Genomic DNA, 18459 nt, shown 5'->3' on the forward strand with positions numbered 1-18459 from the left:
TAAAAAGGTAACCGAGTTTTGCTCAGTTACCTTTTTTGCTTAGAAGGCAGCCTTCCTATGTTTAATTTTTTCAAATCTAAAAAAGAGCCAGAGCGTCAGCTTAATCATCCGAGCGAGCTTAAAAAAGGCGACATGTTTAGCGTTATCGACTCATTTGCTTATCCGGCATGGTTAAAAGGTGAAACGCTACGTGTTACTGATATTCAGACTTACCAATATCAGCACAGCAGCGATACTGAATTTGTACTTGAGACAAATAGCGGCCAAGTTGTATTTTTACAAATTGAGCAAGATGACGGCGAGCAGTGGGTTAACTTTTCTATAAAAATTCAGCGAAACGAAGTTGAAGAGATATTTGGCCTTGATGAGTTTGCGCGTATTTTTGATGAAGAGTCGTTAACCCACATTACAGTGCAAAATACACCAGAGCGCTTTATGCAGTTTTTAGCTAAAAGTTATCAACAAAGCGAGTCGCCTTATGTGTGTTATTTCCATAATAAAGATTACCGCAACCAAACATTGCCTCGCTATGAGCAAGAAGGTGGTGAACCATGCGAAATGATTTGTTTAGCATCAGATAATGAAGGCTTTGGTTTAAATATCGAAATTTGGGATGGCGGCGAAACCGAAGTATCGCTAACGCTCATGCGTCCAATGTCAGACATTGTAGACTTGTTTCCTGGAGATGCTAAGTGAGTGATGCTAAAGACAAGTGGTTGCGTCAGGAACAAGCTGTACGTGCCACACAAATGGCATTTGATCTAAGCAGCGAAGTTCAAAAGCTGATAAAAAAGCAGGCAATTGATCAAGAGTTAACGCCGTCAGATATGATCCGTAAAATACTTGGCTTAGATGTAAAATCTAAAAAAACGCGTCAACGTTTATCGTTTAATTTAAATGATGATGAGATTGCGCAACTAGCCAGTCGCTTTGATGTCCCAAGTGATGATAAGCGAGCCGTAAAACAACAAGTAGCTGACTTACTAATTGCTCACACTAAAAAAACTAAGTAGTTGCACTAGATTATTATGAATATTACTCTAATTGCTTATCTACTTATTTTTGCGTTGTTTGGTACTGCGGCGAGTTATTTTGTACGTTTTATTTATGCATATTGGGTGCTTAAAACAATGCCCATGAAATACATTATAAAAGCGGGTATTTGCGTGGTGCTGGTGGTTGTAATTTCAGCGTTAATTCCGTATTTAAGTTAACGCTGAGATTAAATTATACGCGACCGTTTTTATTTTATATCAAACGACTGGCATTGGTGATTAATACACAGCGATTGCACTTCAAGTACAGGAGAACAATCGGTTAAGCCTTGTGCTTTATTTTGTATTTTTTCTTGTTTTGTTATTTGTTGAGCAAGCTGTTCTGCTTCTTCTTGAGATGTGTTCAGCGTTGAATAAACAGCATACTTACTCGGTCCGCCGCATGCGCGGGCGCCCACTTCAAGTACTTTACACTGAAAGCTTGCGGTGCAGCTGTTATTACTCACCATGTTATTCAGATCATAGTTTAAGTCAGACAAGTTTTTACTTTGCTCATTTGACGTCACAGTACTAGCACAACCACTTAGTAATAAAATGCTGCTAGCAATGCTTAAAATTGATAGTTTAATTGCCGATGGTAAACAACTCATAACGTTATCCTTAAAATGCACTTACCGCTGAACCTTCAAGTTTAACACATTTATTTTCAACACACTGCGTGCTTGGCGTTGTTAAATGCTGACAAATGCTCATCATCCCTTTTTGTGAATTATAGTTACTTTCAAGCTTAGTAATTTTATCGCTAAGGGCTGCTACTTGTTTTTCAGACGCTGATTTTGTTGAATACACAACAAAGCTACTTGGCCCGCCACACGCGCGACTACCTACGGCACTTATTCTGCATTGAGTGCTTGTATCACATTGCTTGTCTGTAATTAGCGTATTTAATTCGGCTTTAGCTGTTTTTATATCGTCTATTGAAACGTTTTTTAAATCGTTTATTGAAACGCTTTCAGCAATTACATTATTTTTTGTATTTTCTTGTAATTGAGTGTTTTCTTTTAGCTTTTGCAGCTCTTGCTTTGGCGCTTCAGTTTCTGAGGTTATTGTTACTTGCTGCGTTTCAGTTGGCGTTTTATCTAAGCATGCAGTTAAACAAAGTGGTAAAAGTATGGCTAACAATGGGGTACGCATAACAAACCTTGATAGTGATGAAATATTCATCACTATCATACACGGTGCATTTTTTACGGCAATAAAAACTATATTATCAAGTAATTAAAGCCGTGCAAAATATCGTTTATTAAAGTCCACCCTGCGTTAGTTTGGTGGGATTAAGTAGCTTTTCGAGTTCACTGCGTGGTAAATCGGTTTCTTGTTCGGCTACATCAATAATAGGGCGGGCTTCCTTATAAGCCTGCTTTGCTATTTTTGCTGCTTTTTCATAACCGATCACCGGATTGAGCGCAGTCACTAAAATTGGATTTTTAGCGAGTGCTTTATCTATATTCGGCTGATTTACTTTAAAGCTGGCAATGGCTTTATCGCCCAATGCTTGTGCGCTATTGGCAAGTAATTCTATGCTTTGCAAAATATTATACGCAATGACTGGCAGCATAACGTTTAGCTCAAAATTACCCGCTTGGCCTGCTACTGTAATGGTCGCGTCGTTACCGATTACTTGTGCGCTTACCATGGCTGCGGCTTCTGGTATTACCGGATTTACCTTGCCAGGCATAATAGACGAGCCTGGTTGAAGTGCTTCTAACTCTATTTCGCCTAAGCCCGCAAGTGGCCCTGAGTTCATCCAGCGTAGGTCGTTCGCTATTTTCATTTGTGCTACAGCGAGTACTTTTAATTGCCCCGAAAGCGCTACTATGGCGTCTTGTGAGCCGATGTTATAAAAAAAGTTACTACTAGGCGTAAATCTAATGCCTACATTGGCACTCAGGTTTTCTGCAAATTTGGCTGCAAACTTAGGGTCTGCATTTATTCCTGTTCCAACAGCTGTACCGCCTTGTGCCAGTTCGCATACACGCTCTAAGCTATGTCTAATTCCTGCTGCGGCATGATTAACTTGTGACTGCCACGCACTTAGTGTTTGATCAAATGTAACAGGCATTGCATCCATTAAATGCGTACGGCCCGTTTTAACTATATGGCCTACTTCAGCTTTTTTCTTTTCTAGGCTTTGCGATAAGTTTTCAAGCGAAGGAAGTAATTCATACACTACATTTATTGCGCTACTGAGTGCGATAGCAGTAGGGACTACATCGTTAGAACTTTGCCCCATGTTTACATCATCATTAGGGTGAATGCTTTCACTGCCTAATCGGCTAGCAAGCGTTGCAATAACTTCGTTGGCATTCATATTTGAGCTTGTGCCCGAACCGGTTTGAAAAATATCAACGGGGAAATGCTCAACATGCTCGCCATCAATAATACTTTGACAAGCTTGCTCAATAGCATTTGCTTTGTCTTTACTTAAATGGCCAAGCTCACAGTTACTTTGCGCAGCAGCTTGTTTTATATAAGCCAGTGCAGTGATAAATTGCTTTGGCATAGACAAGCCACTAATGGCAAAGTTATTAACTGCTCGTTGTGTTTGTGCCTGATAGAGCGCATTAGTAGGTACTTGTAGCTCGCCCATGCTGTCTGATTCTGTTCTAAAGTTGCTCATAAGTGTGCTCCTTAAAAAGGGTTGAATTCGTGACTAAGAATACGAGCTTCACGCTCAAGTATTAAAAATTGTGCAGTATTGTTATGCACCTTATAAAACCGTTTTAATGCTAATAATGGTTTGTATAGCTGCTCTAAACATTGTTTACGAATAGCATTATGTATAAGAGGGTCGCACATTTTGTTCATAATTTCATGGTGTGTGCGCCTAAGATAAAACTCTTGAAGCAAGGGATTATGTTGTTGCTCAAATTTTTTGGCGACGTTAAGGGCGGTTTCTATGTAATCGGCAACGAGCATGGGTGCATGCAGGCCAGGTCTTAAGCAATGACAAGAGAGTTCTTGATGGTAACGATGCTGGGCATAATTTGAAGACATAAAAAAACCGACTCAAGTTAACGATAATAGTTATCATTACATTTAATCGGTTTCAGTGTAAACAGTTATTATAAAAATTATTTGCGATACTAATTTGAGTATTAATTGTAGCCAAGAATAAATATCTGATCTGTTTCATGTTTGCTCATCGCCTGTTGATTATGTTTAGGGTGCGAAAGTAAATCGATTACTGTAGCTCTCATATCAACGGCGTAACTATGATCGTCGGTGGCCTTTTCGGTTATAGCAATGGCCGCGTCTACAGCGGTATAAGGGGGTATATGCATAATTTTATCCTTTGAAATTTAATATAAGTTAAACCCTTTAGTGGGTTAACAATATAAAGCATATTACGTACCAACCATAATGAACCAGCTCAACCATATGATAGTTATAGTATTTAGAAATTACCTTTTTTTCATCACGACAAAATAAGCTAAATTTGCTTTACTGTTGTGCATTAATCTACAATTTTGGTGCACAGTAATGACAAAGCCATTTTCACAAGCCTGTGAAAACAATAAAACCCCTATTTTAGAGCAATTAAAGGACGTATTAAAAAATACTAAAACAGTCCTCGAAGTCGGATCAGGAACCGGCCAACATAGTGTGTTTTTTGCAGAGCAATTACCACATTTACAATGGCATACAAGTGATCGCGCTATAAACCACGAAGGGATTAATTTATGGCACCGCGAAGCTAATTTAACTAATTTACATGCACCACTTGAGCTTGATTTAAATAATGAATGGCCTGTAGATAAGGTTGACGCTATTTATACTGCAAACACATTTCATATTGTAAGTTGGCAATTAGTTGAACGTTTTTTTGACGGTGTTAAACGTCACTTAAATAGCGACGGTATGTTGTGTATTTACGGACCATTTAAGTACCAAGGTGAATTTACCAGCCCAAGTAATGATGACTTTAGTGCCTTTTTAACAGAGCGCGATCCGTTAAGTGGAATAAGAGATTTTGAAGCAGTTGAACAATTAGCTAAGCAAGCAGGGCTTACGCTTATTAGCGATACTGCCATGCCTGCAAATAATCAGTTACTCGTTTTTAAACGGCAGTAATGAGCTACATTGCTCTTTATATATATCAATATGGCCGCGTTCACGCTTTAAGTAGTCGCTTATTGCATTACTGAAATCGCCATCAACAATATGGTGAGCAGAGTAGGTAAGTACGGGTTCAAATCCGCGTGCTATTTTGTGCTCACCTTGTGCACCCGAATGAAAACAGTTGAGTTTATGCTTTATTGCAAACTCAATACCTTGGTAATAACATAATTCAAAGTGAAGCGAATCTACTTCCTCACTTGCTCCCCAGTAGCGCCCATAAAGAGTATTCTCACCTACTAAACTAAGTGTTGCAGCAATCACGTTGTCGTCTTTTTTGGCCAGCATAATAACGAGGTTATTAGCCATTAATGCATGTAAAAGCGTAAAAAACTCCATATTTAAATAGCCCAAATGACCAGATCGCTTTAAGTAGGTGCGCTGATAAAACTCACAAAACAATTGCATTATCTCGGGCGTAATTTGCGTTCCTTGCAGCCATTCAATATCAATATTTTGTTGCGCTATTTTAGCTCGCTCTTTTTTAAGTGACTTACGTTTTCGTGAGTTAAGTATTTGCAAAAAATCGTCAAAGGTTTCAAAACCTTTATTAAACCACTGAAATTGCACACCCACTCTTAGCATGGCATGTTGCTCAGTTAATGATGTTGCTTGGGCTTGGTCGCAAAAATTAACATGCCACCCCGACCACCTTTGCTCAGCACTGTGTATGCTAAGTTGCTCTGTAATGTACTGATACACCGCATTTGGGTTAGCGTGCTCGATAGCAATACGCTTGCCTTCAATAGGGCTAAAGGGAATGCCAGATAGCCACTTGGGATAATATTCTAAACCGTGTTTTTCGTATGCCTCAGCCCATGCCCAGTCAAATACGTACTCGCCGTATGAATGACTTTTTAAATACCCAGGTGCAAGCGCAATGAGCGTATCATCTTCAAAAATAGCGAGGTGATGGGGCTGCCAACCGCTTTTTTGTGTTACGCATTGGCTTTGCTCAAGGGCATATAAAAAAGCATGTTGAGTAAATGGTTCATCACCAAATAAACGTTGCCACTGCGCCTGATCAATCTCATTAATACTGCTAAACCATTGGTGCGAAAACGTTCCCATGACTACTTACCTTGTAGTTGTTCTAAGCTGTTCTACGTTTTTAATAAACGTACTAATTTGCTTTTTAAGCTCGGTAAAATGAGGATTATAAGTTAAGCGTTGTAAAGCCGGATAGTGTTTTAAGTTGGCGCTTGTACGCTCTCCTAGTTGTGGATTTTTTGTTGTTTTACATGTTTTATACAGGGACTCGTCGTTAATAAAGCTGCCACAATTACGATAGGTTGCGTTAATTCCATAATGTGGATTTTGCGGTGAGTTAACAATAGCAATATGCGACATACCATGAATTTTTTTACACTGAGGCGATGTGCATTGCGGGTTATTTACTGTGTAGTCACTAGCAAAGTCTGGCGGTAAAATATCAGTGCTTCCATAAAGTACTAAAGTATCGAGCGGCTTATATTTTACTGAATTATCTTTGTGTAATGCACTTAATAATTTTAGCGTGGCACGCGTATCTATCGTGGTATCAATATCGCTAAGTACACTAAAAATAGGTAATTTAAGTGCAGAGCGTTTGTTTAAGCTACTTACGCTTGCAAGTGACATAGCATAGTACGACGCGGCAGCTGCATTTAAAGGAAATGATTCATACTTAGCAAAGTCTACATCGGCGTCTTTATCTATCCAATTAACAAAGGGTATGGCATCAATCCACTTTGCTATCCAGCCGTACTTATTATGTGGCTCGGAGCCTGGCGAATAAAGCATAAGCGCTTTAATTTTGGGTGAAACAGTGTGCTTGGTTGCGTAATCAATAAGTAACGCTGCACCGGTAGAGTAACCTGCGAGTATCACCTCATCAAAGTCTTGCACCGAGCGTTTAATACCGTATTTTATTGCCTGTTGCCATTGGCTAACCTCTACATTGAGTAATGCACTTGCGGCGCTTCCATGTCCTGGTAATAAAATAGTACGCACAGTATAGCCTTGTTGATAATACACTTGTGCTAAATCGTGATACGTAAAGGGTGAGTCAGTTAGCCCGTGAATTAGTAGTGCAACTTTATTGCTGTTTGGATGCGTAAGCTCAAAAGGGGCAATAATATCTGCAATAGTAGGGTCAGGTTTTCGCGTACCTTGTGTTACTAATTGCTGATACGTTTGTGTAATAACAGGGCATGGCATATCTGCACGTGGATTGGTTTTATTTATATGTTTATATGCAAAATCTAAGTAATCGTTAAATGGTAAAAGGGCGTGGTAATTAAAGTGCTGGTGGTCGTGCTCTTTTTCAAAGCGTAATAAGCCTTGTTGCTTACTTTTTGTTATAAATTTAAGGTCGCTCGCCTGCGATATACAGTTTTGAGCGACAGCAATATGCGAAAAAACACTTAAAACAAAACCAAAAGCGACTCTTAAAACTATTCTTAAAATTAAACCACTATTGTTCATTAACTTCTGCATATTGGACAAGACACTCGGTTAGCTTAATGAGTTCAAGCGGTTTTGCAAGATGCTGGTTAAATCCAACTGCTTGTGCATGTGCTTTATCTTCTGGCATAACGTCGGCAGTTAAAGCAATAATCGGGAGCTCTTGTTCAGTTTTAAACTGGCGGATCAGTGCCGTTGCTCTATAGCCATCCATTACAGGCATTTGGCAATCCATAAGCACTAAGTCAAAGTGCTGCTTTTTAACTATATCAACGGCCAGTTCGCCATTTTCTACTATATACGGCACAATTCCTAACGAGCCAAGCATCGCTTTAATAACCATTTGATTTACCGGGTTGTCTTCTGCGACCAAAATATCTAGCGAAGTAATATTAGTATTATCAAATGTAATAACATGTTCTTTTTTAGGTTCTGTTGTTTCTAATCGCATTGAAAATGTAAAAGTAGAGCCTTTATTTACTTCACTTTTAAGTGTTATGTCAGCCCCCATTAATTGGCTTAACTCTTTCGCTATGGTTAAGCCAAGGCCTGTACCACCAAACTGCCTTGAGGTAGAACTATCCGCTTGGGTAAATGCGTTAAATAATTTTTTATGTTGGCTCGGTTTTATACCTATGCCGGTATCACTAACGGTTATAACTAGCTGTACTTTATTGGCGGCAGTAAACTCTGTTTCTATGTTTAAAGTAACGCTGCCTTGGCTTGTAAATTTAATCGCGTTACTACATAAATTAAGTAATATCTGCTCAATTCGCATAGGATCACCAATAAACCAAGTATCTAAAGGTAGCTTTGAGTTAACTTGCCATTTAATACCTTTGTTAACGGCGCTTTGCTCAAACATATTGTTTATGCGTGTTATTAAAGCACCTAAGTCGAATGCAATAGATTCAATAACTAACTTTTGGGATTCTATTTTTGATATATCAAGAATGTCATTAATTAAGTTTAATAAGCTTTTAGATGCTGAGTTTATTTTATCTAAATAGCCAATGAGTGTACTTGCATTGTCTGTTTCTCTAGCAAGTGAAGAAAAACCAATAACGGCGTTTAATGGTGTGCGTATTTCGTGGCTCATATTCGCTAAAAATTGGCTTTTAGCCTGATTAGCTAAATCGGATTGCTTCTTTGCTTGTGCGAGTGAGTGTGTACGCTCTGCAACTTGACGTGTAAGCGCTATTTGTTGCTGATTAAACAGCAGTAAAACCATTAAAATTAAAGAACATACGGCAACTTGAAGTATGAGTAATAATAAAGTTAGTTGACTATTATGTTGTGTTAAAAAGCTTTCTTTAAGGGCTAGTTTTACAATCCATTTTTGCCCTGCAAAGTCCACATCAAACGACATTAAGCGGCTGCCTTTCGCTTGCTGAACATTTTGAGAGTAATTACTATAAAACGGCGGAGTGTTTGTATCTTCGTATATACCAATCGAAAACATATCAGACTGTTCTTTAGAAATTGCCTGCTCAATAATACTACGCACTAAAAACACACCAGTGGCATAGCCTTTAATTGTTTTTTCATCACTATGCTGGGAGTACACAGGGGCAAATAATAAATAGGCTGGTTTAGGTTGTTTGGTTTGCACCAACTGAATTATTTTAGTTCCTACTGGCATGTACTTTATAGCGGGGTTAAGCAGAGAGTTTTTTCGATCAGGGTTTGAAAATACATTAAAGCCAATAGCTTTTTGATTACCATTAAAAGGAGCTATGTATTTTACTATCACAAGGGGATCGCTACTTTCAAGAGGTTCGCCAACTACATCAATATCTAAATGATAAATGTTTGATATTTCTTGGGCAAAGACGTCGCGTTGATCTTGAGGTATTTTTGCGTTCCACGATAAGGCGTTAATAAATGCGTGCTGAGTTAGTAACTGGCTAGCATAAGAATAAAAATCTTGCTGGCTTAGCATGGGAGATGACTGTACCTGACTTGCTAGGCTCTGCACTGCAATAATACTACGATTTGTATATCTATAAAGGCTGTTTTCTATAACATGGACTTCACGTTCAGCAATTTTAATAGTGTTTATACGATTTTCTTGATCGTATAACTGCGTTGTTACCGCGACTGATAAAAATAAAATAGAGCATACTGCAATTGTTGGAAACGCCGATATATTATGTTGATTAGACTTTTGTGGTAATAAAGAAAGTAAAAGCGGAGTCGCAATTAATACTCCTAATGTATCACCAAGCCACCAGTAAGTAACATTCTTCCAATGATTATCAACACTGTAAACCGAGTTGAATTGGCTTAGGGCAAATACGCCAAAGTTAGCCGAAATTAAGCTGACCAATATTGCTATAACAAGGATAAAATAAATTATATTCTTGCGCTTTTTAAAGCGCAGCGGGTGCCCAAGCCAATACTTTAAAAGAGCTGCGCCGACCATTGCCTGTATAACAACACCAAAGGCGATATACATAGCCTCGTTAAATGAGTTACCGACCAAGACTAGCTCATGAGCTGAACTGTCAAAAATATTAAGGTTAAAGGCAATTGCAGCTACAAATAAAGGCGGTATAAAGCGCCACCACCAAATATAACAACCGACTAGAGCTATGCCGGCAGGTAACCAAATTGGAATGATTTGCGAGTTAAAAGCAAGTTTAGTGAGTGCTATGCCGACTAAAAAATATGCTAAAGCAAATATGATGTAAAAAATAATGGAATGATTTTTAGAGTTAAAATTTTTCACATAAGGTCCAAGCAATTATTATTGTCGTTTTGAAATATCAGTATAGCTAACAGTAAGTTATTTTGGTTATTTTTATAATGGTAACTGTTTTTTGCTAAATGACTGCTTTAACACGACTGTTGACTCTATATTTGCAATACAACTTAAGCCACCTAGTTGATGTTTCACAAACGTTTCGTAGCTCTCAAGATCATGTGCAATGATTTTTAGTAAATAATCATAGCTTCCTGATATTACACAACACTCTAATACATGTGGTAATTTTTCTACATGTTGCTCAAATTGCTCTGCAGCACTGACCGAGTTTTGGCTTAATCGTACAAACGCATATACCAATACATTAAGATTAAGTGCTTTGGGATTTATGGCGGCGTGGTAGCCGGTAATAATGTTTTCTTGCTCTAACTTTTTTATACGCCTTAAACAAGGCGTATCCGATAGGTTAATACTGCCAGCTAAATTTGAAACCGACATACGAGCTTGGCTTTGCAGTGAAATGAGTAATTGCTGGTCTTTTTTATCTAACATAGTTGTCGGCTTTTATTAATTATTTTTATATTTGTAGTGATTATTGCTAAGTATTGCGGTTTTTACTAATTTTTTTGGCGTTTTACCCTAATTGAACTCTGTTAGCATTTAACTATAAAAATAATAGAGCACACCAATGAACACACATACCGCTATTTTCGATCACTGGATACGAACAGAGTTTGTCACTTTAAATAGTGAATTAGAGCAGCTTTATTGGCAGCAAACCGATAAAGCAAATGTAGAAGGAATAGGTGAGGCCTTAAAGCAACAATTAGAAAAAGAAGGCAACGCATTAATTAGTAATTTATTAGCCGAGGGAAACACAGATCAAGGCTTTGATAGCGCTTTTGACTTACTCGGTAACGTAGGATTATTTATGGCAGCGTGTAGGCGCCATGAAATTACTGAGCCAAGCAGAGAAACCACTTCACCGCTAATAGAAGCCTCAGCGCTTGCTATGCATATAGGCGCATCCATTGGCGTAACCCCTCGTTTTGCTACCGCCCACTTAACTACTCATAACAAAGCACTTAATGGTATTTATAAACGATTTACCAATTTACCTGATGAAAAGCTGTTTCTTGATTATAACACTCAAGGTATTTTGGCCTACAAACGGGCAAGTGATGCTTTATTAAAAATATTGCCGTTAGGTATTTCACATCCCTTGTGTGGTGAGTTATTAAAAGTAGCTAAACAAGCGCTTATAGATGTAATTGAGTCAAACAATGCACTTTATTCTGAGCTCGATACAGATCGCTTTTTTAACTGCGTTCGCCCTTATTATAAACCGTACCGTGTAGGTAAAGAGGTTTACAGAGGGGCAAATGCTGGTGACTTTGCAGGTATTAACGTGATTGATATGCTGTTAGGGCTGTGTAGTGCAAACGAGCCTAGTTACTCGCAAATGCTGGTGGATAAGTTTTTATATATGATGCCAGAGGATCAACAAATCCTGCGAGAAGCCATGCGTATGCAAAGCTTTATGGATGACTTTTTACAAGCAGAGCAATATAAAAGTACAGATTGGTTTAAAAGCCACGCAACGTTATTTATCCAAGTGTGTAAATTACATGGCGACACCGCAGTCGGTCATCATAATCAACTGGTTGAAAAGTTTATTGCTCAGCCCTCAAAAAATATGCAACAGCAGCATATGAGCAAGGTAACAGCAAGTGGTCCGCCGCTTCATGTGTTACTTGATTCGCTCGAAAAATTAAGAGATAGGCGAGCCAGTGCCAAACGCGACGATATAAAAACACGTTTTGACGATCTAAACACACTTAAAGAATGGGTTAAATAGCATGCTTAAAAATGATTTTTGTATAGCCGATGGCTGTTATTTATTAAACCACTCGGTAGGGCGTCCTCTTAAAAATACACAGCAATATTTAGCACAGCACTACTTTTTACCGTGGGAGAGCTCAAATAAAGAACCTTGGCAACAATGGCTGCCCTCAGTTGAGCAATTTACTACCGCGCTTGGTAAGTTATTTAATGCGCCTAGTTCGCAGTTTTGTCCTCAGGCTAATTTATCAAGTGGCTTAACAAAGTTGCTTATGTCGCACCCTCGATTACAGCAAAAAAATTGTAAAGTGCTTATGGCGCAAAGTGATTTTCCGAGTATGGGTTTTGCAATGCAAAAAGCGTTGCCAAAGTGCGCGCAAATCATATTTATACCTGAGCACGAAAACCTAACTGATATTAGTGTTTGGCAGCGTTATATAACCGCCGACATCGATTTAGTTTTTATAAGTCATGTGTATTCAAATACAGGTGTACAGGCGCCTGTGTACGATATTGTAGCTATAAGTAAATTAACCAATAGTTTATCAATAGTTGATGTTGCTCAGTCAGCGGGGGTTATACCGCTTGATTTAAGCGTGCTCGATGCGGACTTTATGATTGGCTCAAGCGTTAAATGGTTATGTGGTGGCCCAGGTGCAGCTTATTTATGGGTTAACAAAAATCAAATAGAGTATTGTGAGCCTAAAGATGTGGGTTGGTTTTCGCATCAAAATCCATTTGAGTTCGATATTAACCATTTTGAATATAACGCCAGTGCGCTTAAGTTTTGGGGTGGAACACCTTCTGTAGCGCCTTATATTATTGCCGCAAATAGTATTACCTACTTTGCAGAGCTAACAGCTCACAAGGTAAGGGTGCATAACTTAGCGATGCTTACGCTTATTCATGAGCAACTAGCTGAATATGTTGCATCACCTATGAGTGGTGATAAATGCAGCGGGACTGCTATTTTGTTTTTTAACAAGCAACAAGACCATGTACTTACAGAGCTTAATAAAGCGAAAGTCAGTGTAGATGCTCGCAAATTTGGAATACGAGTATCGCCACATGTTTATAATACTCAAGAAGACGTTGCGCAGTTTATTTCTATAGTAAAACGAGCGCTTAAGGGTTTTGGCTAAGCTGCTGCTTTCTTTGCTTTAATGACTCTATTTTTTGCTGCGTTTGACTAATTGATGCGTCGTAGGCTTGTTTTAATGAATTTGTTTTAGTTGCGATAGCATCAGCAATAGACGAAGCGCCTAAACGATTGGCCTTATCTTGGGTCATATAATCTATTTGTTGTTTTTTAGCTGCGTATTCTTTTTGGCTTTGTTCAATAGATAGCTCAAGGCGCTTTATTTCACGCTCTATTTGCTGAACCTCTAAGTAGTCATCAACAGAGGTATCGGTTATACCTTTACCGGGCGTAGAGCTTTTATATGCTTCAATTACATTTATATCTTTTAGAGTAATAACTTGTGCATCTTTAGCGCAAGGCGTTTGGCTAAAAGTAGGAACGCCCTTAATTACACACTTATACACTGTTGTATTTTGTGCCAAGGTAAAAAATGGTGCTGCCGCGCAAAATGATAGCAATATGAACCGGATCATAGCTAAACCTAAAAGTGGCTAAAGTTGTGTTAATAATGCCCTAAGTTATTACTAGGCACAATTTGTTTAATTTTTATAAAATTTAGGCACAAAAAAACCACAATTAAGTGGTTTAAATTAAGTATGGTCCAGAGGGGGGTAGACTTGCTTACATCCATGTAATCAATCGCTACGCGACGCTTGCAGCGGCCTAAAATGTTCCAGACATTTTGTCGAACCCTGTTGAGGGTTCTCACCCTCCCAATTTAGTATCGGTGTTAAATTTTAGGCACAAAAAAACCACAATTAAGTGGTTTAAATTAAGTATGGTGGAGAGGGAGGGATTCGAACCCTCGATAGAGCTACAAACTCTATACTCCCTTAGCAGGGGAGCTCCTTCGGCCACTCGGACACCTCTCCAACGCATAACCGGTTGTATTGATGGAGTAAAAAAAGCCACCAATTAAAATATGGTGGAGAGATAGGGATTTGAACCCTAGATGGGCTATAAACCCATGCCGGTTTTCAAGACCGGTGCATTCGACCACTCTGCCATCTCTCCGTGACGCAGAATAATACTTAGGTGATACCGCTGTGTAAATAGCAAAATGACTGTTTGCCTAAAAAACATACGTAAATGAGGTTTTTTTTGTAAATAAGGGGAAATTAAGGCAATTTTTAATAAAATAAATAGGTTGCAGCAAACAATGGGAGCTAAATAAGTGACTTCATTTAGTGGTTGAGTGTTCGCTGCACCGAAAAATAATCATGGTTGGGTGATTATTTATATTGAGCTGCACCGCTAAGTGCTAGTCTTTTACCAATCGTGTTAAGTTTAGCTAACATTCTTGCTTTACGGTTAGTTGGTTTAACGGCTACTTGCGCTACTGCTGTTTGATTTAATGTATTAATTGGTTTCATTATTTTGCTCCGGTTGTATCTGTTGAAATCGCGTGCATTTTGCACGTTGTTTGATTAAAAATACAACGATAAAAATTGAGCCTGAGGGATTAGTTAAACTAATCTGAATTGATTTTATTAATATGCGATTCAGTAAGTTGCATTACTGTTTTTGCATAGCTATTTATATGACGGTTGGTTTTAACCCCTTTGATGTTGGGGTTTTTGGTTTTTTAATTTATTTTTATGCATTTTATACAATGTTTTTTGATTATTTATTCAGATTAAAAAAATTTAATTAAACGTTTGTTATCTCACTCTAAAATACATTGCTGGAAACAAAAGCTTGTCACTACTTATAATTATTAAACCAAGTATCAAAAAACAGAGCCAAAAATCATTGGCATGGCTTAAAAATATCTGTAAAAAACGCAGCTTTTCTTATTGTATATTTACTACAACGGGAAGCTTTGACGATGACTGCGCTCAAATAAGGTTGTTGCTGAGTAAATTTACCAAAGTAGTTGCACTAGGTGGTGATGGGACATTGAACTTGGCGGTTAATGCGCTAATAGGGAGCAGTTGTTCGTTAGCATTATTACCTTGCGGTACAGGTAACGATTTCTCCAGAGGGTTTAATTGCAAAGAAGATGATTGGCGAAAGGCATTATTTAATACACCGACAGCCATTGATATAGGGAAAATTAATAGCCGCTATTTTATTAATATTGCAGGGGTAGGATTTGATGCTCATGTGATTAAAACTATTAACGATAAAGCTAATTTTTCATCTTTTGATTACAGTTGGACGAGTATCAAAGAGCTATTTTATTATCAAGCTCAGCAGTTACAAGGTACGTTTAATAACGATGCTCGGCAGTATCAAAATTTAATTACTGTATTTGCTAATCATAAGTACTTTGGTGGCGGGCTAAAAATAGCGCCAAAAGCGGATTTAATTGATGGTCAGCTTGAGTGTTATCAAATGCGATCGGGTGGGCTTTTTTATAATGTAATAAGCTTTATTAAGTTATTTTTTAAGCGCCATGAGTATATAAAAAACCTTAACTACAGTCGCTTAAATACAGCTTCCATAAAAACTGAAGGGTTATTGATTGAAGCAGATGGTGAACTGGTAGGTAAAACTCCTGCAGTTGTTAGTGTGCATGGACAAGCCTTACTTTTTCATATGCCAATAAAAAAGCGCCTACAGTAAAGTAGGCGCTTTTGCGTTAGTTGCGTTAATAACGCGTCTAACTGGGGACGGAGCCACTTTTAGCTATTGCTCTATTAGCTAAAAAGGCGTTAATTCGTTTTGTTGGGGTAAGCACAATGGCGTTACCTAATAGCACTAAGCTAAACCCTGCAAAGGTATTTGCGTGCCATTCAAAGCCTTCAAAAAAGCTACTCAGTGTTACTGCCACTAATGGGAATAAAACAATAACGTAGCTGGCTTTTTCAGGGCCTATATTTTTTAGTAGTGCAAAGTAACAACCAAAAGCGATTACTGTGCCAAATATTGATAAATAAAGTAATGATAACCAGTAGCTAGTTGGGGCGTTTAAACTAAATTGCACATCGTTCATTAATACATATAAAGCTAAGCCTATAGCACTATATAACATGCCCCATGCATTGCCCTGCAATACGCCAATTTGCTTACGAGAATTACGAACGCTTACCATGTTGCCCAATGAAGCCACAAAGGTGCCACCAAGGGCAAGTAGTAACCCGACCAATGCACCGTTACTTAAGTCGAACTGCTGTAACTGTGGCCAAAACAGACACGTAATACCTAATACAGCGAGTGCGGCACCGGTATAAATTCGTTTTGAGATAGGCTTACCAAAAAATAGTCGAGTGTTAACTATGTTCATAACCAGCAACAGTGAAAAGGCGATAGAGGTCATAGCGGAGGTTAAGTAATTTTGTGCCCAGTAAAGCATCAAGTAATTTAAGGCAAAATTACAAATAGCCAACAAAGCAAAAAAGCCATGATCGATTAATGAAAAGCGCATATCCGGTTTTTTGTACGCTACATATAACCACATTAAAAGTGCTGCAATAGCAAAGCGATAAAATAACGATAGCTCTACCGCAATATCACCTAGCTGAAATTCGATGGCTAACCAAGTAGAACCCCAAATTAAAACGGTTGTAATGTATAGCGCTGCACTTTTCATGGTTACTCTCCAAAGCCCGATTGAATGGCTATTTTAAGACCTATCTGTATACTTACCATATACAGAAAAGTAAAAATGTAACCTATACAGATTTGGATGCGTGATGATAAGACAAAAAAATAGCCAGGGGCATGAGTTTCTATATCAGCAAGTTATTCAGTTGATCAGAGATATGAGCGCCCAGCAGGTTTTACTCCCTGGCGAAAAACTTCCATCACTGCGTAAAATGGCAGATAACTTAAACATTAGTATTCCGACAGTGAAGCAAGCTTATCAAACACTTGAAGATCAGGGGTTAGTAGAGGCACGTGAAAAATCAGGGTATTTTTTAAAAGTCGTTAGCATGGCGCATAATTTACCTAAGCGAGTTAAATTAAGTCGCGAACCTGTTGTGGTAAATAAACAAGCCTTAATAGAGCAGGTATACAGTGCGATTCATCAAGCTAATGTAGTTCCTTTTGGTATCGCTAACCCAATTGCTGCTGCACCTACCGATAAAGCACTGGCCAGAAATATGCGCCGAGTAATGACTACAGCTGGCAGTAAAGCTATTAACTATGGACCAACAGATGGGTTTGTGCCGCTGAAAAAGCAATTGGTGCATCGCTATTTAGATTTTGGCATTGGTATAAATATGGACGAGCTTGTGATCACCAATGGTGCACAAGAAGCCATGGCTATTGCACTTAAGTGTGTAACAAAGCCAGGCGATGTAGTTGCCATTGAGACGCCTTGCTATCACGGGATTATCGAGTTAATAGAAAGCCTAGGGCTTAAAGCGCTCGAAATACCACTGTGCCCAGATAATGGTATTTGGTTAAGCGATTTGGAACGCGCTTTAAATGAGCATGACATAAAAGCGTGTTTATTCTCGACTGCAATTAGTAACCCTGTGGGCAGCTTTATGCCTGATACAAACAGACAGCAGCTGGTGGAGCTACTTGAAAGTCATGACGTAGTGCTTATTGAAGATGACGTATACGGCGATTTATATTTTACGGCAAAACGAGGCACACCTGCTTTAGCGTACTCTAAAAAAGGATTAGTGATTAGTTGCTCATCTTTTTCTAAAACGGCAGCGCCGAGCTATCGTGTAGGTTGGTTAGTTGCGGGTAAATTTGCAACGCAAGCAAGGCGATATAAAAGAGCACTAAGTTGCTCTGCTTCGTTAATAAACCAATGGACGTTATCTGAGTTTATTGCCAGCGGCGAGTACGACCGAAATTTAAAAGTACTTAGGCAACGCCTGCGCGATAACAAAGAGCGTATGCGATGGTGCTTACAACAAGCTATGCCAAAAAATACACGGATAAGCGATCCAAAAGGAGGCTGCGTTATGTGGCTAGATTTAGGTGGCGAGTACGATAGCCAAACATTGTTTTTACTTGCGCTTGAGGTTGGTATTAGTATTACCCCTGGGCTTGTTTTTTCGGCCTCTAATAAATATAAAAGCTGCGTAAGATTAAGTTATGGTGTGCAATGGAACGCGCAAATTGAGCAAGCAATAGTTACATTGGGTAAGCTTACTTTATTAGCTAAAAAGTAATACCAATCTGCTTATATATGGGGTCTATTTAACGTTAAGAAAATTACGCTAGAACTAGGCAAAAGTTTT

20 protein-coding genes and 2 tRNA genes are annotated in these 18459 nt (G+C 38.6%); 8 read left to right on the forward strand and 14 right to left on the reverse strand.

What is annotated here, in order from left to right:
• Positions 1–57: 57 nt before the first annotated feature.
• Genes JG479_RS00235 through JG479_RS00245 form a run of 3 tightly spaced genes read left to right on the forward strand, consistent with a single transcriptional unit; the run spans position 58 to position 1214 of the window.
• Complete coding sequence (locus JG479_RS00235) at positions 58–696, forward strand: DUF4178 domain-containing protein (RefSeq protein WP_200219700.1); 639 nt, start codon at positions 58–60, stop codon at positions 694–696.
• Entirely contained in the window at positions 693–1013 is a 321-nt protein-coding gene (locus tag JG479_RS00240; protein WP_024597423.1) for a hypothetical protein, read from the forward strand. The genes JG479_RS00235 and JG479_RS00240 overlap by 4 nt, the downstream gene beginning before the upstream one ends.
• A 15-nt stretch (positions 1014–1028) precedes the next feature.
• Positions 1029–1214 (forward strand): hypothetical protein, encoded by a 186-nt coding sequence (locus tag JG479_RS00245; RefSeq protein ID WP_193225444.1) that lies wholly within the window; start codon positions 1029–1031, stop codon positions 1212–1214.
• Between the two features lie 29 nt (positions 1215–1243).
• On the opposite strand, the gene JG479_RS00250 is transcribed toward JG479_RS00245, so the two are convergent.
• The 5 genes from JG479_RS00250 to JG479_RS00270 all read right to left on the reverse strand — a co-directional run bounded on the left by JG479_RS00250 (position 1244) and on the right by JG479_RS00270 (position 4339).
• Positions 1244–1645, reverse strand: coding sequence for a hypothetical protein (locus JG479_RS00250; protein WP_024597425.1), 402 nt, complete (start codon positions 1643–1645; stop codon positions 1244–1246).
• 10 nt (positions 1646–1655) lie between these two features.
• Positions 1656–2189 (reverse strand): hypothetical protein, encoded by a 534-nt coding sequence (locus JG479_RS00255; protein WP_200219701.1) that lies wholly within the window; start codon positions 2187–2189, stop codon positions 1656–1658.
• A gap of 109 nt (positions 2190–2298) precedes the next feature.
• The gene (locus JG479_RS00260) at positions 2299–3675 is read right to left on the reverse strand and encodes a class II fumarate hydratase (protein ID WP_200219702.1); all 1377 of its coding nucleotides are present in this window, start codon (positions 3673–3675) and stop codon (positions 2299–2301) included.
• 11 nt (positions 3676–3686) lie between these two features.
• On the reverse strand, positions 3687–4052 hold the full coding sequence (locus JG479_RS00265; protein WP_223231703.1) for a hypothetical protein: 366 nt from the start codon (positions 4050–4052) through the stop codon (positions 3687–3689).
• Positions 4053–4153: 101 nt separating this feature from the next.
• Positions 4154–4339 (reverse strand): hypothetical protein, encoded by a 186-nt coding sequence (locus JG479_RS00270; protein WP_200219703.1) that lies wholly within the window; start codon positions 4337–4339, stop codon positions 4154–4156.
• A gap of 199 nt (positions 4340–4538) precedes the next feature.
• Here JG479_RS00270 and JG479_RS00275 point away from each other — a divergent pair, with 199 nt between their 5' ends.
• Positions 4539–5129 carry a DUF938 domain-containing protein gene (locus JG479_RS00275; protein ID WP_039488722.1) on the forward strand — a complete coding sequence of 197 codons (591 nt, stop codon included), beginning with the start codon at positions 4539–4541 and terminating at the stop codon, positions 5127–5129.
• Here JG479_RS00275 and JG479_RS00280 read toward each other — a convergent pair.
• The 4 genes from JG479_RS00280 to JG479_RS00295 form a co-directional block, all read right to left on the reverse strand.
• Positions 5106–6245: a GNAT family N-acetyltransferase gene (locus JG479_RS00280; protein WP_200219704.1), complete on the reverse strand. Its 1140-nt coding sequence runs from the start codon at positions 6243–6245 to the stop codon at positions 5106–5108. The two genes, JG479_RS00275 and JG479_RS00280, sit on opposite strands and share 24 nt — an antisense overlap.
• A 6-nt stretch (positions 6246–6251) precedes the next feature.
• Positions 6252–7640, reverse strand: coding sequence for an alpha/beta hydrolase (locus tag JG479_RS00285; RefSeq protein WP_200219705.1), 1389 nt, complete (start codon positions 7638–7640; stop codon positions 6252–6254).
• Positions 7630–10350 carry an ATP-binding protein gene (locus tag JG479_RS00290; protein WP_149601922.1) on the reverse strand — a complete coding sequence of 907 codons (2721 nt, stop codon included), beginning with the start codon at positions 10348–10350 and terminating at the stop codon, positions 7630–7632. Before JG479_RS00290 ends, JG479_RS00285 begins: the two co-directional genes overlap by 11 nt.
• Before the next feature lie 72 nt (positions 10351–10422).
• A complete protein-coding gene (locus tag JG479_RS00295) occupies positions 10423–10878 on the reverse strand; it encodes an Lrp/AsnC family transcriptional regulator (protein WP_200219706.1) in 456 nt (151 codons plus the stop codon).
• Positions 10879–11014: 136 nt separating this feature from the next.
• On the opposite strand from JG479_RS00295, the gene JG479_RS00300 reads away from it, so the two are divergent.
• Together JG479_RS00300 and JG479_RS00305 are read left to right on the forward strand one after the other, a co-directional pair.
• Positions 11015–12184, forward strand: a complete 1170-nt coding sequence (locus JG479_RS00300) for a PrnB family protein (protein WP_149601923.1) — start codon at positions 11015–11017, stop codon at positions 12182–12184.
• Between the two features lies 1 nt (position 12185).
• A complete protein-coding gene (locus tag JG479_RS00305; protein WP_200219707.1) occupies positions 12186–13310 on the forward strand; it encodes an aminotransferase class V-fold PLP-dependent enzyme in 1125 nt (374 codons plus the stop codon).
• Here JG479_RS00305 and JG479_RS00310 read toward each other — a convergent pair.
• From JG479_RS00310 to JG479_RS00325, 4 genes are all read right to left on the reverse strand, one after another.
• Positions 13294–13782 (reverse strand): RNA-binding protein, encoded by a 489-nt coding sequence (locus tag JG479_RS00310; RefSeq protein ID WP_024604723.1) that lies wholly within the window; start codon positions 13780–13782, stop codon positions 13294–13296. The two genes, JG479_RS00305 and JG479_RS00310, sit on opposite strands and share 17 nt — an antisense overlap.
• A 306-nt stretch (positions 13783–14088) precedes the next feature.
• A tRNA-Ser gene (locus JG479_RS00315) sits at positions 14089–14181 on the reverse strand.
• Between the two features lie 51 nt (positions 14182–14232).
• Positions 14233–14323, reverse strand: a tRNA-Ser gene (locus JG479_RS00320).
• Positions 14324–14541: 218 nt separating this feature from the next.
• Positions 14542–14682, reverse strand: coding sequence for a hypothetical protein (locus JG479_RS00325; RefSeq protein WP_164487637.1), 141 nt, complete (start codon positions 14680–14682; stop codon positions 14542–14544).
• 325 nt (positions 14683–15007) lie between these two features.
• On the opposite strand from JG479_RS00325, the gene JG479_RS00330 reads away from it, so the two are divergent.
• Positions 15008–15877, forward strand: a complete 870-nt coding sequence (locus JG479_RS00330) for a diacylglycerol/lipid kinase family protein (RefSeq protein ID WP_039488715.1) — start codon at positions 15008–15010, stop codon at positions 15875–15877.
• A 37-nt stretch (positions 15878–15914) separates the two neighbouring features.
• Here JG479_RS00330 and JG479_RS00335 read toward each other — a convergent pair whose 3' ends face one another.
• Entirely contained in the window at positions 15915–16844 is a 930-nt protein-coding gene (locus JG479_RS00335; RefSeq protein WP_039488714.1) for a DMT family transporter, read from the reverse strand.
• 103 nt (positions 16845–16947) lie between these two features.
• Between JG479_RS00335 and JG479_RS00340 the strand changes: the two genes are divergently transcribed.
• Positions 16948–18390: an aminotransferase-like domain-containing protein gene (locus JG479_RS00340; RefSeq protein WP_039488713.1), complete on the forward strand. Its 1443-nt coding sequence runs from the start codon at positions 16948–16950 to the stop codon at positions 18388–18390.
• Positions 18391–18459: the final 69 nt, after the last annotated feature.

Origin of the sequence: Pseudoalteromonas sp. LC2018020214 (assembly GCF_016598755.1) — a bacterium.
GTDB lineage: Bacteria > Pseudomonadota > Gammaproteobacteria > Enterobacterales > Alteromonadaceae > Pseudoalteromonas > Pseudoalteromonas distincta.